Origin of the sequence: Synechocystis sp. PCC 6803 substr. PCC-P (assembly GCF_000284455.1) — a bacterium.
Lineage (GTDB): Bacteria > Cyanobacteriota > Cyanobacteriia > Cyanobacteriales > Microcystaceae > Synechocystis.
The window spans coordinates 755,932-771,727 of the sequence record NC_017039.1; the positions used below are offsets into that span (position 1 = coordinate 755,932).

A 15,796-nucleotide genomic window follows, 5' to 3' on the forward strand; every position below is an offset into this window, starting at 1 on the left:
CTCTAAAACTTCGTTTTTAGGCCCATACTTCACCTTCCTACAATCCCCCTCCCCCCCATCTATTCCCTGTGACTTGAACCCCTTTGTTTGCCTTTAAGAGAAATTTAAAATCCCTTTATTTGAGCTTTAAGCACTTAGCTATTAACCTGAAATTTGACCCAGAAAAACCAATAAAAGACTTCCCCACGGTCTTTGCTGACTTCCCAAAAACCCCAATCGACCATGTACAAGTCTCCATTTTTCAAGCTCCGCTCAATTCTGCTTTTGGCTAGGAACGACCAAAGGACTGCCCCTGTTTCTGGATACACCCTCATGGAGTTGGTAGTAGTCGTGGTGGTGATTGGCATTCTGTCTGGGATTGTGGTCAACGCTAAGCCATGGTACGAAAATCCGCTCAAGAATAGCCAAGACCGCCTGCAGAGCGTCATCAAGACCGCTAGAACTAGGGCAGTAAATAGTACGTCCACCTATCGCATCACTGCTAATCCCAACAATCCTAGTCAAGCAATCCAGGTGCAAAGGATCCGAAGCGGTAGTTGCCAGGCCAATGCCACTCTGCGGGAAGCCTCCCTAGCGACCGATACCACCATTGCCTTGAATGATGTGAGTGGATTTGCCATTGGCGATCGCCTCAAGGTGGGGGGGACAGAAGCGGATGCGCTCTCGGTTAATTTTGGCAATAGCACCATAACCCTTGGGGCTCCGGTGGGGGAGAAAGCAGTGGGGACAAAGGTGGAAACTGTGAAAAATTGGAAGAATGACAGTGCCTTTCTGGACGAAGATCTCAATGTCAACAAGAAAGTCTCCCAAAACAACGCAGATATCCGCATGGTGGGGAAATTTGACAATGCGGCGGAGGAAAATTGGTCTATTTGCATTAACAGCCGTGGTCTAGTCAGCCTGTTTGATGCCGACGGTATGATGACCAGCAATCTTGATTTGGTTTTAACCAATCCCCGCACCAATGAAGAAGCCAAGGTGGTAATTTTCCCCGGTGGGGCGATGAATGCGACGGCGATCGCCATGGGCTCCGGCTCCGGTGGCGGCGGTGCAGGTTCTGAAAGTCCCACCAGTAGTGAAAGTCCCACAGGGGGAGGCGGTACTGGTGGTGAAGGCTCTGAAATTAGCGGCGGCGAAACTGAAACTAGCGGAGGTGAAACTGGCACTAGTGAAAAATGCAATAACGGCGTAGGTAATGGCCCCGAAGGTTGTTCTCCCAACGACAAGGATAACGATGAATGTCCTACCGGAGCTCCAGGTGCTCCTTGCCGAGCCGAGAAAGAAGCAAAAGAGAAAGCCGAGAAAGAAGCAAAAGAAAAAGAAGAGAAGGAGAAAGACAGCAAAGAAAATGAGGGTAAAAAATAGTTTCCTACATTCTCAACCAAACATTTTTTAGTTACAGGATCTCAGTTCATGTCAGCAAAACAACTATGGAAAATTTTCAATCCTAGACCGATGAAGGGTGGATTTACCCTGACGGAAAATCTGGTTTCTCTTATTGTCCTGAGCATTACCTTAACGGCAATGTTGCCTGCTTTTATGAACTTTGGCCTACAGAACGCAAAAAACCGCCAACTCACCGGTGCCACATCCGTAGCGAATAGCGTGATGAATGACCTCCGTAGTCAAAGCATGACTGAGTTGGACGCCCAGTTAGGCAAAACAGTATTAACCAATCTGCCTGAACAAAACGGGAATAAATACCAAGCTGACCAATATATTTGCACGAGAAGCAGTATTTTGAATCCTGATAATCCCAACGGGACTTGTTCCACAACGGTGGGAGAAAACGATTTTGCCCGCCAAATTTTAATTGAAGTTAAAGCCCCCCATAATCCCAATGAAACCATCTATCGTGTACAAACTGTTTTTTCTCGTCTCCGCTCCTAAATTCAAGCAAAAAAATAACCGTGGTGTGAGCCTGATTGAACTAATTGTTGGGGTAATTATCGGCGGCATTTTAATTCAGCTAGCTTATTTTGCCTTCTCCGTAAATCGTGAAATGTATTTAAAAGACGCGGCTAAAAATGACACCAATCAAAATCTAAAAACGGTATTTGAAATAGTGGGCCCCACCATAACCCAAGCGGGGGAAGGTATTGGCACAGATCCCAACTTTCCAGTTATTTCTATTCAACCTTTTCCCACTGGTTCGACTAATTCAGAAATCGTTGTCCGTCAGTTAAAAATAGCCACCAGATTGAGGGTTTGTGAAGATGTAACCGCTGGTGCCCAGACAGAAATTACTGTCTTGCGATCCACTGATGACAGTACTAAAACCCCTGAAATTCCTCCCGCTGGTTGTGCTCCTGTAGATGGCAATGGAGACAATTATCCTGATGATTTGGCCCAGTGGAAAAGCTATCGAGAGAGCAATGGCGGCAACCTACGGGTTTATATCTACAACGGCAATGGGCAAGGAGAATTTCTTAACTATGCCAGTGAAGCAATTTATGACGCAGGGGGAAGTGCCATCGCAGGGACTCCAACCTCAGGGCAGGTAGCTTCGGCTGCCATTGGAGTTACGGGAAACCTTACTAATAATTACACTGCCGGCGGATCAACCCAATTGCTAATTCTAGAAGAACGGGGCTATCGCCTCAATGGAACTACTCTGCAAGCAACTATTGATGGGGTTTCCATTGATGTTATTGACAACGTCGGTCAGTTTACTGTTACCGCCACAGTCATACAAAACAATACTCCTTCCGATTGCACTAGACTTCTTCCCCAAACTAGCACTTTTACCTGCGCCCCTGCCCTAACTACAACCTACAATTGGTCCCAAATTAATGGTATTAACGTTACCAGTCGTCCCGGCATTGGCGAAAATACTCCTGGCTTATCCGCCAGCAATGTTAGCCAGATTAATGGTAAATCCCAAACTCAGACTTTTTATCCACGGAATTTGATTAACTTCTAGAGCAATATAGCCTAATTTTTTGTCTATTCTATCTTCTTATAACTCTGCTTACAGCTATTTTTACTCACTAAAGTCATGAAAAATAAAGCGATTGGTAATCTTCGTCTGACTCTATTTTTATTCTCTAGAAATCCTAAGAGTAACCCTAGGGGTTATATGCTCTTTTTGGTCGTATCTCTACTAATTACCCTCTCCGGTTTGTTGGTAGCCTATGCTATTTTAGCCAAGCTTCATACCCTATCGTCTAAAGGAACTGCCATAGGAAGTAGTGGTTTCTACGGTGCAGAAGGAGCCCTGAATATGCGGGTAGAAGAATTACGGGAAGTTTTTCTGAGTGATAGAAATCCTAGCGGCACCAGTCCTAGCTCTTTAGACCAATGCCTACAGCAGTCTAACTTGGGGACCGGGGATTTCCGTTGCAAGGTGGCGAGTTTTGCTTCCCCCGATGACGCTACAGCCAATATTCTGGCTTACAGCTATGTGGTACCAGAAAACAATGGCGTGGCTACCCAGGGCACAGTGCCCCCAGGGGATACTTTTCAGGGATTGAATATGCTGGAAAGTCGCTATGCCATCAGTGCAGTTAGCGCTAAAGAAGGTGCTAGCCCTGACGAAGTAATTGCCATGACCGAAATGGTGGTAAAAAGTAGGCAAATTCCCATGTTTCAGTTTGCCGCTTTCTACGCCAACGATTTAGAAATTTTGCCTGGTGCCCGCATGGACTTAGAAGGTCCGGTTCACACTAATGGCGATCTTTTTCTGGGGGCTAACAACAATGCACCCAACGGTCTGACAATTACAGGGCAAGTCACAGTTGGTAATCAGCTTTTTAATCATCGTAAAAATGATAATTCTACTTATCCTGATGGCCGGGTACGAATTGCTAATGGAGCAGGAACTTTGATTAATTTGTTGTCTGGAGGGACTGGAGGCACTACCCAAACAACAGCGGCCATGAATCCGGCTAATGTTAATGCCAGTTGGGGAAGCCAAGTACAACTGGGGGTAGAGGCATTGTCCATTCCCACCATTAGTACCTTGGGGGTTGGGGGTAACTATGCTCAACAAGCTGATATCAACTTTGTTTATGCTCCAGAGAAAACTGGTGTTAATGTTCCTGGTATTGGCACGACCATAATTCCGTTTGATGTCACAGCTACTAAACGCGATGCGCTTGGCGCTGGAACTTCTACAACGCTGACCAATGCTCAATTGGCCAGTTTACGTCAGCCCGTTTTGGCAACAGGGGCAGCAGTAACAGCAGGAGTTTGTACTCGTGTTGGTTCAAGTCTGACTCCAGCTCAAATTGCGACTCTACCAACTGGTCTATCAGATACACTCCGTATAGCAATTCTCTCTCAAACTATCCCAGTTCCTTTTTCCGCTACCAATGTTCGTTTTTCTGATATTGATCCTCTCAACTTAAATGCCAACACTACTGCATTAACAGGGATAAGAAATATTCTCTTCGGGACTTTGAATACTGCTCAACAAACTTTGATACTGCCTTTGACTCCCAATCAAATTGCTGATTTAGCTGGTGGTTGTTTTATCAGTGCCCCCATTCAGTATAGGGATCCTGCCGCCACTGGTTACACCGCTACTGGACTAAGCTTTGTGAATAACCGCGAGCGTGACGGAGGTAATCCGAGAACCATGCGCCTGCTTCAAATAAATTTAGAAAGTTTGACCGTTTGGAATTTTCAGGGATGGTATCTTGATAATGCTGGTACAGGCTTAATTTCTGCCAATCAACTATTATTTACCACGGCCACAGCAGATAATGCCGCTCCTCTGAATTCTTTCCAAAACTTAGGTTTAGCGGCTTCCGACACCAGTAGTAATGGTTTAGTTTTTCATGCCACTGTTAGTGCCAGTGCTACCCCAAACCCCAACACCAATGCTAGTCCCTACGGATTTGTGTTGGTTGGGGGCAGGCAATTGCCAGGATTGGCAGAAACTACAAATAACTTTGATCCCACAGGTTTAACCTTTGTCAGTGATCAGGCAGTCTATGTGGTGGGAAATTACAACACTGTCAATTGGCAACCAGCAAGTGTACTGGCTGATTCGTTAAATGTTCTTTCACGTTTACGACTTAATAATGATTTCCAGCTCAATAAAGCTTCTCTTACGACGGCCCCAGTCTCGGAGGATACAACAGTTAACACGGCATTTTTGGCTGGTACAGATATAACTAACTCAACTCTGACTCCCGGCTACAATGGTGGGCTAGAAAACTATCCCCGTTTCCACGAAAATTGGGGTGGGAGAACCCTGACCTACAGAGGATCTTTTGTTAGTACAGGATTACCCGAGCGGGTTACGGGGCGATGGAGCAATCAGGTATATGGTGCACCCAATCGAGATTGGCGCTATGATACCCGATTCAATAATGCCAAGAATTTACCGCCCCTGTCTCCCCGGTTTGTATTTCTGAAACAAGAGGGCTTCTCCCGTAATTTTGACCAGTAAAACTTGTATATTTATCTCCCGTAACTAGTCCAGGAGACCACTATTTCAATGGCTACATTTGAGCATTTTTTTGGCGTCTGAAAATGGCTACTAATCGGCCCTAGAGAGAGAATTTGGGGATGGGTCACTTTTTGGGGGAAATACATCACCCTAAACTTCTCAAACATACCCTTGGGCAGAAAAAGGACTTCCGCTGTACTGTGTTAGATGGTGCCTCAGCCTAGAATCATCGTTTTTTGTCTTTGCCGACTCTGTGACTAAACCCATTGCCCCCCTCCTCAGCCTTTTAAATTACAGCCGGGTCCACCGTGCCAAAATTTACTGGGCGGTAACCTGCTCATTGCTGAACAAAATTTTTGATCTGGCTCCCCCGGCCCTAATTGGTTTAGCCGTGGATGTGGTGATCAAACAGCAGGATTCTTTCCTGTCCCGTTGGGGCATTGTTTCCGTACAAAGCCAACTGTTGGTGCTGACGGTGGCTTCGGCGGTTATTTGGGCCCTGGAATCAATTTTTGAGTATGCCTACGAGCGGCTTTGGCGTAACCTCGCCCAGGATATCCAACACGATCTGCGCCTGGATGCCTATGCCCATTTGCAACAGCTAGACCTGGCCTATTTCGAGGAAAGGAGTACGGGGCGGCTGATGGCCATTCTCAACGATGACATCAACCAGTTGGAGCGGTTTTTGGATGTGGGGGCCAACGAAATTTTGCAGGTGCTGACCACAGTGGTGGTGATTGGTGGAGCATTTTTTGTCATTACCCCGGACATTGCTTGGATGGCGGTGGTGCCCATGCCCTTTGTGCTGTTGGGGTCGATCTATTTTCAGTCTTTGCTCACTTCCCGTTATGCCCTAGTGCGGGAAAAGGTCAGTAATTTGAACAGCCGTTTGTCCAATAACCTCAGCGGCATTATGACCATCAAAAGTTTTGCCACCGAAGCGGAAGAGGTGGAACGGCTCCGGCAAGACAGTGATGCCTATCGGGACAGTAATCAACGGGCGATCGCCTTGAGTGCGGCCTTTGTGCCTTTAATTCGGGTGATTATTTTTGCCGGTTTTTCCACCATTCTCTACTTCGGTGGTTTGGATGCGGTGCGGGGTAATTTGGCGGTGGGCAGTTACAGTATGTTGGTCTTTTTAACCCAACGACTACTCTGGCCGCTGACGGGTTTGGGCAAAACTCTGGATTTATATCAACGGGCCATGGCTTCCACCCAGCGGGTGATGCAACTTTTAGCAACTCCTATTCAAGCTCATCCGGGGGAATTAAGCCTCCATCCTAGCCAGGTGCAAGGGGAATTAGTTTTCCAAAATATTAGCTTTGCCTATCCCCATCGTTCAGCGGTGTTGAAAAATGTTTCCCTAAGGGTACCGGCGGGGCAAACCATCGGCATTGTGGGGGCAACGGGGTCGGGAAAAAGCACTCTGGTCAAACTATTACTGCGACTGTACGAATGGGATAGCGGTGACATTCTCCTAGACGGGGTGGATCTGAAGAAATATTTCCTGGGGGATTTACGGCGCAGTGTCGGTTTAGTAAGCCAGGACGTGTTTTTATTCCACGGTACGGTGCGGGAGAATATTGCCTACGGCAGTGCTGACGCCACTTTGGCCCAAATTGAACGGGCGGCCAACCTAGCGGAGGCAGAGGAATTCATCAACCAGTTACCCCAGGGCTACGACACCATTATTGGCGAACGGGGACAAAAACTTTCCGGTGGTCAACGGCAACGGTTGGCGATCGCCAGGGCTATTTTAAAAAATCCTCCCATTCTGATTTTGGATGAAGCCACGTCAGCGGTGGACAACGAAACAGAGGCGGCCATTGTCCGTTCCCTGGAAAAAATCACCAAAAATCGCACCACCATTACCATTGCCCATCGCCTTTCCACTGTGCGCTATGCCGATCAAATTTACGTGCTGGAAAACGGCATGGTACAAGAAATGGGCAGCCACGAAAGCCTACTGGCTCACCAAGGACTATATGCCAAACTGTGGCGGGTGCAAACGGGGCTAAGGAGTGGGGTTAGTTAGCTCCAGTCCGGAGATAATCGGATTTTTGAAATCCTTACCCTTACCCAATGGGACTAATCGATCCAGATGCGCTCTTCCCAATCCTTTTCTGCAGTGGATTTAGCGCCATCTGCCAAAACCGAAGCTAGGTCGAAATCCTCCCGGTTGGAATTGGTGGTAGAACTGCTACTACCTTGGGTTGACTTGGTTTTACCTGTGCGTATCTTCCCGTTACCAGAATTACTGGCAAAGGGATTAAGGATAATACGTCCACCATTATCGTTTGCACGGGAGGGGGTGACTCGGTCCCGAGAAGGGGTGTTGACGGGGGCGCGGCGATCGCCCATTCCCTTGGTTTCGTAGCCTGTTTCCGTTTGTAGGCGAGTATCCCGGACAAAAGCGATGTTGCTCTGGGTATTTCGACCTTGAAAAGCAGAAGTGGTTATTGCTTCTGGCATCAAATGTTCGAGGAAATAATCAAGGGTCTTTTGTTTTACCCAACCCTTGAGCACCGCCACTGAACCAAATCTAACCCCCAATTTGCGCTGTTCTTCCAGGATTAAATTAACCTGATCCTCTTGGAGTAAATAGGCCTGCTGTAGGTAATAACCCAGGGGACGGCGATCGCGGGTTTTGACCATCCGGGGCCAGGATTCGGCAAAAAAGTCCACTGTTTCTTGGTGTAACCAGCCCCGCACCACTAAAATTTCGCCAATGGGCAGAGGGGAATATTGTTGGTCCTGGAGAGCAACCTGTATCTGGGCCTCGGTAATGAGGTCAGCTTCCCTTAAAATTTCGCCTAGCAATCGGGAACAGGGGGATTGAGCCATGACAGTGAATTCACAAAAAAGATTAGCCTAAAGTAAAGAGATACTGGCAGGTTGGGGACGCACATACGGAAAAAACAGTTCCTACCAGCCCCCTAGACCCCAAAATCCAGCAAAATCATCGCTTGCAACGTCAAAAAAACAGATATATTGACTAGAGCCGATAGCTGTCATAATAAACGATCCTTTTACCGATTGTCATTACCAAAAAAATTAAAGTTTAGCCATACCCTAAGGACAGAATTTTTTCAGACGCAGAGCGTTGGTCACCACGGAAACGGAACTAAAGGCCATGGCGGCCCCAGCCAGGATGGGATTGAGCAGTAAACCGAAGAGGGGATAGAACAGCCCAGCAGCTACGGGAATGCCGATCACGTTGTAAATAAACGCAAAGAAGAGATTTTGTCTAATATTACCCATGGTGGCCCGGCTCAGCTTGATAGCGGTCAAAATTCCCTGTAAATCTCCAGCAATCAGAGTAATATCACTGGCGGCGATCGCCACATCGGTGCCAGTACCAATGGCTATGCCCACATCGGCCTGGGCCAGGGCGGGAGCATCGTTAATGCCATCCCCCACCATGGCGACGATATTTCCCTTCTGTTGCAACTGTTCCACCTGTTGGGCTTTATCGCCGGGGCGCACTTGGGCTAACACATGGCGAATACCCACTGTGTCGGCAATGGCTTGGGCGGTGGCTTGGTTGTCTCCAGTGAGCATATAAACGGATAAACCCAGTTTTTTCAGAGCCTGTACTACCTGGGGAGAGGATGGTTTGATGGCATCGGCGATCGCCAATAGAGCTTTAACTTCCGTGTCCACTGCCAGCCAAATAACGGTTTTTTGTTCCTTTTCCCATTGCTGGGCCTGACTTTGCCATGGTTGATGCTCCGTACCAGTTACCCCCAAATCGGTTAACCAATTGGACGTTCCTAATCGTATCCATTGCCCCTGCCATTGTCCTGCCACCCCACAACCGGCGATCGCCTGGAAATTGTCTATCTCTAGCAAACTAACCTGTTGGGATTGACCATAATTAACCACCGCTTCCGCTAGGGGATGTTCGGAATATTGCTCCACACTGGCCGCCCATTGGATTAACTGTAAACTTTCCTCCGTGGAAGTGGGGGACAGAGTAAAAAAGTTGGTCACACTGGGTTTGCCCTGGGTTAACGTGCCAGTTTTATCCAGCACAATAGCAGTTAATTTTTCCGCCATTTCCAGGCTGCTAGCTTCTTTGATTAGCACGCCATACTCCGCCCCTTTACCCGTGCCCACCATCACAGACGTAGGCGTGGCCAAGCCCAACGCACAGGGACAGGCGATGATCAGCACTTCCACCAAGGTCAACACCGCCAGGGTAATATTGCCCGTGGTCAGCCACCAAATACAAAAAGCGGCGATCGCCACCACAATTACTGTGGGGACAAACCAGTGGGTGATGCGGTCAACAAAGTGCTGGATGGGAGCTTTAGAAGCTTGGGCTTGCTGTACCAGTTGGATAATTTGGGCGAGCACGGAATCCTGGCCCAACTTGCTGACTTGAATGTCTAAACTGCCGCTTTTATTCAACGTGGCCCCAATCACTTCCGTCCCAACGGTTTTATCTACCGGAAAACTTTCCCCCGTCACCAACGATTCATCCACAGTGGAATTTCCCGCCACCACCACGCCATCCACCGGAATTTTTTCCCCCGGCCGCACCCGCACCACATCGTTAATTGCCAACTCGGCGATCGCCACTGTTTCCCAGTGTTCCCCCCGTTTAACGAGTGCTGTTTGGGGTTGTAGCCCCATTAATTTACGGATCGCTGCTGAAGTTTCCCGCCGGGCCCGCTGTTCCAACGACCGCCCCAACAGAATCAGGGTGATCACCACCGCCGCCGCTTCAAAATAAACGTGGGCTGCTAACCCTTGGCTAGTTAACCATTGGGGAAAGAGGGTAATGGCTACGGAGTAAAAATACGCCGCACTGGTGCCCAAGGCTACAAGGGTATCCATGGTGGCACTGCGGGTTCTAACGGATTTCCAAGCTCCCCGATAAAACTCCGCTCCAGACCAAAACTGCACCGGCGTAGCCAATAACCATTGCAACCAGGGATCATGGAAAATATGGGGAAAATGGGGAATATTTACCCCCAGCATCATGGGCAAGGAGCCAAAAAAGAGCACAGCGCTGATTACTAACCCCGTTACCAATTTGGCCGAAAACACGGGTTTCCTATCCTCGGTTTGCTGGGAAGATAAAACCTGTTGTTTAAGCACCCTAGCGTGGTAACCCGCTCGCTCCACCGCATCTGTGAGGATTTGGGGGGTCGTTTCCCCGTGATAACTGACCACCGCCTGCTCCAGGGCAAAATTCACCTGGCAAGACTGCACCCCCGGCACTTTGGCGATCGCCCGTTCAATGCTGGAAGCACAGGCCGCACAGCGCATTCCCTCTAGTTGCAGATTGATGGTTTGGGCCATGGTTAATCGGTAATACTCAGTACAAAGAAAAGCTTACCTTCAATTTTAGCCACCGCCCATTGGCAAGCTCAGGAATAGCTCCGGGCCCCGCCTTGGTATAATTGCCTAGCTAAAGACGGACGATGTCAGCAGTGGAACTCTTTGGCAGTGACCAAATTTTTAATTTTTTAATTTACTGAGATAAGTACATGAAAACTGCATGGGTATTCCCCGGCCAAGGTTCCCAAGCTGTGGGCATGGGGGTAGATCTGCTCTCAACGGCGATCGCCAAGGAAAAATATCAGCAAGCCGAAGAAATTCTTGGCTGGTCAGTGGTGGAAAAATGCCAAGGGGATGAAGCTAGCCTGGCCCTGACCCAAAATACCCAACCCTGTTTGTACGTTATTGAAGCAATTTTGGCTGATTTGCTCAGGGATAAAGGTTTTCAGCCCGATTACGTAGCCGGTCATAGTCTGGGGGAATATTCCGCCCTCTACGCCGCTGGGGTATTTGATTTTGCCACGGGTTTGCAACTGGTTAAACAACGGTCAGAGGTGATGGCCAGCGCTTCCGGGGGCATGATGGCCGCCCTGATGAAGTTCGATCAAACCCAGTTACAGCAAGCCCTGACGGATAATACAGAGGTTGTATTAGCTAACGATAACAGCCCCGAACAGGTAGTAATTTCCGGTACTGTGGCCGGTGTAGAAGCAATTTTAGCCAACGTCAAGGCACGCCGAGCCGTGCCTCTGAAGGTTTCCGGTGCTTTCCACTCCAGCTTTATGGCCCAACCTTCCCAATCCTTCGCCCAAACCCTGACAGCTTGCCATTTCAACGACGCCACTGTGCCCGTACTCTCCAACGTTGATCCTAGCCCTACCCAAAACGGCGATCGCCTGAAAGAAAAACTAATTCAACAAATGACCGGTTCCGTGCGCTGGCGGGAAACCATGGTTAACCTAGGAGAAATTGGGGCAACGGATTATTGGGAAGTGGGCCCAGGCAAAGTACTGACTGGTCTATGTAAACGAACTTGCCCTGATCTGAACCTGAAAAATATTGGCCAATTAGACGACTTGAATTCCCTGTAGGGTGACGGAAAAGTCTGGATTTATCCCCTAAATTCCCCAATACTGGGAGGCTTTGGAATTAGATTCTGCCCATAATCAAAGGATCACAGGGACTTCTCAACCATGATCCTATGGTTCCCCTTCTCCCGTCTAGGCTTGCTAACATTGACCTTCTGGGAGTTTGTTCCCACCCCAAATTCCTCTAAGATGAACAGAGCAAGCAAGAATTTTGACGGGTTGGCAGCATCCAACAAGTCTGCCACAGCTGTTTTTCACCCCATTTTCTCGAAGGAGAGTCTATCGTGTCTGCCCACAAGATTCTAGTCATCGATGACAGCAAAGTTATCCGTATGCGAGTTAAGGATATGTTGCCCCAGGGAAATTTCGAGGTGATTGAAGCCAAGGACGGCCTCGAAGGTTTTAATCTGATCCAGAGTGAGCGGCCCAACCTGATTATGTTGGACTTTCTCCTGCCCAAAATGAGTGGCTGGGAAGTGTTTCAATCGGTGCAGGAACGCCCCGAACTCAAGGCTATTCCCTTGGTGTTGATGTCCGGTCGGAAGGAAGAAGTGCTCGAAAAAATTCCCGAACCCTTCGAGTATTTTGCTTTTGTGGAAAAACCATTTGAGCAACGGGAATTGGTGGCCGCCATCAAAGAGGCCATGATCAAAGCTAAAAAACACGCTCCTGTGGCCGCCGTTGCCAGTGGCGCTGCCCCAGCCGGAGATTTGGCCGCTGAAGTGCAACAACTCAAACAACAGGTAGCCCAAATGCACGGCGAAATTGACCTGTTGAAAAAACAGTTGGGGCAATTAGTAACTTTCATCAAGCAACGGCTTTCCTAGGCTATGCTATTGGGCCTGTTGACCGTTAGACTTGGGGTGAAACCTTTGTGTTGAGAAGTTGAGAGTATGACTATGGCATCCCCTACACCAGAGTTAGCCAACCCCACCATGGATGAAATGACCCCTGCTAGTCATCACGATGTAGTGGAAACGGTTATTTCCGGCATGGCCCAGGAAAATAGCGCCTTTGTGCAAGATAACGACCAGGGCAGCATCTGGAAATTTGCCTATGGCAGTGTGGAAGTGCTAGTACAGCTTACCGGAGAAGGGGAAAATGATCTGTTTCGGGTCTGGGCCGAGGTAATGCCCTTACCAACAGATCCAGGCCAATTATTGGCGGAAGTGATGCAATTAAATTGGTCAGATACCTTTGAAGCCTGTTTTGCTCTACGGGAAAATCATTTAGTGGCTCTCCATCAGCGCACTGTGGCGGATCTTTCCCCCAGCGAAATTTCCCGGGCCATTACCCTCGTTGCTACCCTGGCCGATGACCATGACGATCGCCTGAAGGAAAAATACGGCGCTTAGAGCGTGTTTGAAAAGTTGAGTTTTGGCTGCTTAATCCCCCCTAGCCCCCCTTGGAAAGGAGGGAACTGCCGCTAAAGTCAAGTATTAACCAACTAAAAATCTTCTTCCAGAGCCGCAAACAGAGCGCTAAGGATCTGGTTGGAGTATAAAATTCCCTCCGGATCAGTGAAGCAAAACCTCTGCACCGTTTCCGTTGTGGTCTGGTTCGGGGCTAGCATTTGGTTATCCTCGCCATAAAATTCCAGCCAACGGCGATCGCCAAAGGAAGTTAGGGTAGCAAGGATTTTTGCCTTTTCTGTCTGATTAACCGAAGGCAGTTGGGCCCACGTTACCCCAGCGGTCAGCCTTAGTCCTAACATCAAGCTTTCTAACAAATTTTCCAACGGAGAAACCCTTTCCCCCGGAATGGGACAGCCTTGATTGAGCCAAGATTCTAGCCATTGGTAATAGCCATTTCTCGTACGGGGCCGGCCAAAACGCTTACCGTCAATGTAACTGGTGGCCCCCATGCCTAAACCGTAGTAGGGCAAATTACGCCAATAGATTTGGTTATGGCGACATTGGTGGCCGGGGCGGCCATAGTTGGAAATTTCGTAATGGTGGAAACCGGCTTGGGTTAATACTTCTTGGCCATGGCGATAAAAATCAGCACTGCGTTCGGGGGGAGGTACAGCCAATTTCCCCCGCTGTTCCCATTTGTCGAAAACGGTTTGGGGTTCCAACACTAAGTCATAGCAGGAAATATGCTTAGGCCCTGCGGCTAGAGCCAAGGTTAGGGAACTGTGCCAATCTGCTGCCGTTTGCTCCGGTAGCCCCGTAATCAAATCCAAGCTCCAATTTTCAATATTCTCCTTGGCGATCGCCGTGAGGGCTTGATCGATGTCCCGGCGACGGTGGTGGCGGCCACAAAGGGCCAGTAAATTGTCTTGGAAAGCCTGTACGCCCAAGCTAAAGCGGTTAATGCCCAAATTTTTATAGCCTTGCAATTGAACTTGGTCAAAGGTGCCAGGATCAATTTCAATGCTTATCTCAGCGTCCGGGGCAATGCCCAGATATTGATCAACCGCCAGCAAAATTTTTTCCAAACCGGTGATCGGCAATAAAGAAGGGGTGCCTCCACCAAAAAAAACTGTTTGTAAAGGCTGGCCTTGGTGTTGTTGCCCCGCAATTTCTCTGCATACTGCTTCCACATATTCCCCCACCCAACCGTCCAGGGTTAAAGACTGGAAACCCGTCACAGCAATAGGAAAATCACAATAAAAACAGCGTTGGCGACAAAAGGGAATGTGAATGTAGGCGGCAGTGGGCATTAAATATGTACCTGTATTCACTGGCGATAAAGTTGCCTTTGTTGAATGTAGCTTTGCACCGGATCTGGAATTAGATCGTCGTCTCGAATTTGCCGGTAAATGCTGGAGGAAATGGGGGGAGTGATGGCTTGATCGTCGCCTTGGTTAACTAATTGGTAGTGCCCTCCTAACTGGGCCAATTTATCCAAATCAGCTTGATTAATGCCGTAGCCCGGCCGGGGAAAAATCACCAATTGGACAGCGGGCAATAATTCTTTTACTGCGTACCATTGAGAAATTTGCCGAATTAAATCTGCCCCCACCACCAAGGCATAATCCGGTTCCAGCCCCCATCTTTGTTGGGCCCGTTGCAGGCTAATTAAACTGCGGCGATCGCTCAAATCTTCCCAAATTTGCACTGTGGCGTAATCCTTCTGTACATCCTCCACCAACAGCTTCAACATTGCTTGGCGATCGCCCAGGCTGGCCCAGTGTCCTGTTTCGGGATTGGGGCCTTGCTTAAAAGGATTGTCGGCGGCCCACACCGCTACTTGGTCAAAATGTTGAGCTAACCAAATGAGGATGGCCCGGTGGGCTAGGGTGGGGGGATCGGCGCTGGTGCCAAAAAGGGCTATTTTCACGAAGGGGTTTGAATTTATATTACTTTCGTCTCCGAACAATTAATTTTTCACTTCCGTTAGCTCAATTACCCGCTCATCGTAATCCTTGACCAAAAAATTCAACGGCTTGCGACTGCGTACTTTATAGCGGAGACGGCGAGATTGCACCCGCAGAAAAATTTGCTCCAAACAATCGTGGTCAAAACAGACATGGCGTTGGCGATTGTTACTGCCAAAGCTAGCCCCACCAATGATGTGCAGTTGGGTATTTTTTTTCAACTGATACCAAAGCCCGTCCTGGGCACTGTAGCGATTCTCGGGGGGAATTTGGGGGTTAGCCGCCATGGAAAATGAGTCCCAACCCGCAGTACCTAGGGTTTGTTCATAGTTGTAGTAATAATGCAGAGGCACGTCCGCCACGGCTAGCTCCAGCAAACCTTCATAAAATGCTTTGGCGATCGCCAGGTCCGACACCATCACTGTGTACACCTTGGGGGCACTGGTGAGAAATAACCACATAGCCAAGGCATAGGCCCCCAACAGCATCACCATAATGCCTTGGGTGGAAAACAAGCTGTCAATGGGAATCAAGGCGGCGAAATGCAGGGGCATGGTTAGGAAACTGGGGGATAGAACCCGAAATAATCAGCGAAAATTGTATTGTTAGGATCATTAGGCTTTGCCACCGCTGGAGCCAGCAAACACCGTCCAACTAGCATTGCCCTTGGGATACATTCTACCAAGAGCTATCCCGGCG

At 48.7% G+C, this 15,796-nt stretch carries 13 protein-coding genes; 8 read left to right on the forward strand and 5 right to left on the reverse strand.

What is annotated here, in order from left to right; all coding sequences use genetic code 11:
* Window positions 1-222 precede the first annotated feature (222 nt).
* The 5 genes from SYNPCCP_RS03545 (at window position 223) to SYNPCCP_RS03565 (ending at window position 7,433) form a co-directional block, all read left to right on the forward strand.
* Window positions 223-1,365 carry a Tfp pilus assembly protein FimT/FimU gene (locus tag SYNPCCP_RS03545; RefSeq protein WP_010871891.1) on the forward strand — a complete coding sequence of 381 codons (1,143 nt, stop codon included), beginning with the start codon at window positions 223-225 and terminating at the stop codon, window positions 1,363-1,365.
* A gap of 48 nt (window positions 1,366-1,413) precedes the next feature.
* Complete coding sequence (locus SYNPCCP_RS03550; RefSeq protein WP_010871892.1) at window positions 1,414-1,890, forward strand: prepilin-type N-terminal cleavage/methylation domain-containing protein; 477 nt, start codon at window positions 1,414-1,416, stop codon at window positions 1,888-1,890.
* Window positions 1,841-2,923, forward strand: a complete 1,083-nt coding sequence (locus tag SYNPCCP_RS03555) for a prepilin-type N-terminal cleavage/methylation domain-containing protein (protein WP_010871893.1) — start codon at window positions 1,841-1,843, stop codon at window positions 2,921-2,923. Before SYNPCCP_RS03550 ends, SYNPCCP_RS03555 begins: the two co-directional genes overlap by 50 nt.
* 156 nt (window positions 2,924-3,079) lie before the next feature.
* Window positions 3,080-5,398, forward strand: coding sequence for a hypothetical protein (locus tag SYNPCCP_RS03560; RefSeq protein WP_020861510.1), 2,319 nt, complete (start codon window positions 3,080-3,082; stop codon window positions 5,396-5,398).
* Between the two features lie 253 nt (window positions 5,399-5,651).
* Entirely contained in the window at window positions 5,652-7,433 is a 1,782-nt protein-coding gene (locus SYNPCCP_RS03565; RefSeq protein WP_010871895.1) for an ABC transporter ATP-binding protein, read from the forward strand.
* Window positions 7,434-7,486: 53 nt separating this feature from the next.
* Here SYNPCCP_RS03565 and SYNPCCP_RS03570 read toward each other — a convergent pair whose 3' ends face one another.
* Window positions 7,487-8,242: a hypothetical protein gene (locus tag SYNPCCP_RS03570; protein WP_010871896.1), complete on the reverse strand. Its 756-nt coding sequence runs from the start codon at window positions 8,240-8,242 to the stop codon at window positions 7,487-7,489.
* A 228-nt stretch (window positions 8,243-8,470) separates the two neighbouring features.
* Complete coding sequence (locus SYNPCCP_RS03575; protein WP_010871897.1) at window positions 8,471-10,708, reverse strand: heavy metal translocating P-type ATPase; 2,238 nt, start codon at window positions 10,706-10,708, stop codon at window positions 8,471-8,473.
* A gap of 188 nt (window positions 10,709-10,896) precedes the next feature.
* Here SYNPCCP_RS03575 and fabD point away from each other — a divergent pair, with 188 nt between their 5' ends.
* The 3 genes from fabD (at window position 10,897) to SYNPCCP_RS03590 (ending at window position 13,130) form a co-directional block, all read left to right on the forward strand.
* Window positions 10,897-11,778: an ACP S-malonyltransferase gene (fabD, locus tag SYNPCCP_RS03580; protein ID WP_010871898.1), complete on the forward strand. Its 882-nt coding sequence runs from the start codon at window positions 10,897-10,899 to the stop codon at window positions 11,776-11,778.
* A gap of 281 nt (window positions 11,779-12,059) precedes the next feature.
* Window positions 12,060-12,602 (forward strand): PleD family two-component system response regulator, encoded by a 543-nt coding sequence (locus SYNPCCP_RS03585; protein WP_010871899.1) that lies wholly within the window; start codon window positions 12,060-12,062, stop codon window positions 12,600-12,602.
* A gap of 72 nt (window positions 12,603-12,674) precedes the next feature.
* A complete protein-coding gene (locus SYNPCCP_RS03590; RefSeq protein WP_231848049.1) occupies window positions 12,675-13,130 on the forward strand; it encodes a YbjN domain-containing protein in 456 nt (151 codons plus the stop codon).
* Window positions 13,131-13,222: 92 nt separating this feature from the next.
* On the opposite strand, the gene hemW is transcribed toward SYNPCCP_RS03590, so the two are convergent.
* The 3 genes from hemW to SYNPCCP_RS03605 are packed head-to-tail and all read right to left on the reverse strand — an operon-like array spanning window position 13,223 to window position 15,651.
* Complete coding sequence (hemW, locus tag SYNPCCP_RS03595; RefSeq protein WP_010871901.1) at window positions 13,223-14,461, reverse strand: radical SAM family heme chaperone HemW; 1,239 nt, start codon at window positions 14,459-14,461, stop codon at window positions 13,223-13,225.
* Window positions 14,458-15,060 carry a nicotinate-nucleotide adenylyltransferase gene (locus tag SYNPCCP_RS03600; RefSeq protein ID WP_010871902.1) on the reverse strand — a complete coding sequence of 201 codons (603 nt, stop codon included), beginning with the start codon at window positions 15,058-15,060 and terminating at the stop codon, window positions 14,458-14,460. The genes hemW and SYNPCCP_RS03600 overlap by 4 nt, the downstream gene beginning before the upstream one ends.
* 39 nt (window positions 15,061-15,099) lie before the next feature.
* The gene (locus tag SYNPCCP_RS03605; protein WP_010871903.1) at window positions 15,100-15,651 is read right to left on the reverse strand and encodes a hypothetical protein; all 552 of its coding nucleotides are present in this window, start codon (window positions 15,649-15,651) and stop codon (window positions 15,100-15,102) included.
* Between the last annotated feature and the right edge of the window lie 145 nt (window positions 15,652-15,796).

What these genes read in the sequence shown, in the direction of transcription:
- fabD (WP_010871898.1), top strand. Translation starts at nt 10,897, where the DNA reads ATGAAAACTGCATGGGTATTCCCCGGCCAAGGTTCCCAAGCTGTGGGC.
- SYNPCCP_RS03545 (WP_010871891.1), top strand. Translation starts at nt 223, where the DNA reads ATGTACAAGTCTCCATTTTTCAAGCTCCGCTCAATTCTGCTTTTGGCT.
- SYNPCCP_RS03555 (WP_010871893.1), top strand. Translation starts at nt 1,841, where the DNA reads ATGAAACCATCTATCGTGTACAAACTGTTTTTTCTCGTCTCCGCTCCT.
- SYNPCCP_RS03590 (WP_231848049.1), top strand. Translation starts at nt 12,675, where the DNA reads ATGGCATCCCCTACACCAGAGTTAGCCAACCCCACCATGGATGAAATG.
- SYNPCCP_RS03570 (WP_010871896.1), bottom strand. Translation starts at nt 8,242, where the DNA reads ATGGCTCAATCCCCCTGTTCCCGATTGCTAGGCGAAATTTTAAGGGAA.
- SYNPCCP_RS03550 (WP_010871892.1), top strand. Translation starts at nt 1,414, where the DNA reads ATGTCAGCAAAACAACTATGGAAAATTTTCAATCCTAGACCGATGAAG.
- SYNPCCP_RS03605 (WP_010871903.1), bottom strand. Translation starts at nt 15,651, where the DNA reads ATGCCCCTGCATTTCGCCGCCTTGATTCCCATTGACAGCTTGTTTTCC.
- SYNPCCP_RS03575 (WP_010871897.1), bottom strand. Translation starts at nt 10,708, where the DNA reads ATGGCCCAAACCATCAATCTGCAACTAGAGGGAATGCGCTGTGCGGCC.
- SYNPCCP_RS03560 (WP_020861510.1), top strand. Translation starts at nt 3,080, where the DNA reads ATGCTCTTTTTGGTCGTATCTCTACTAATTACCCTCTCCGGTTTGTTG.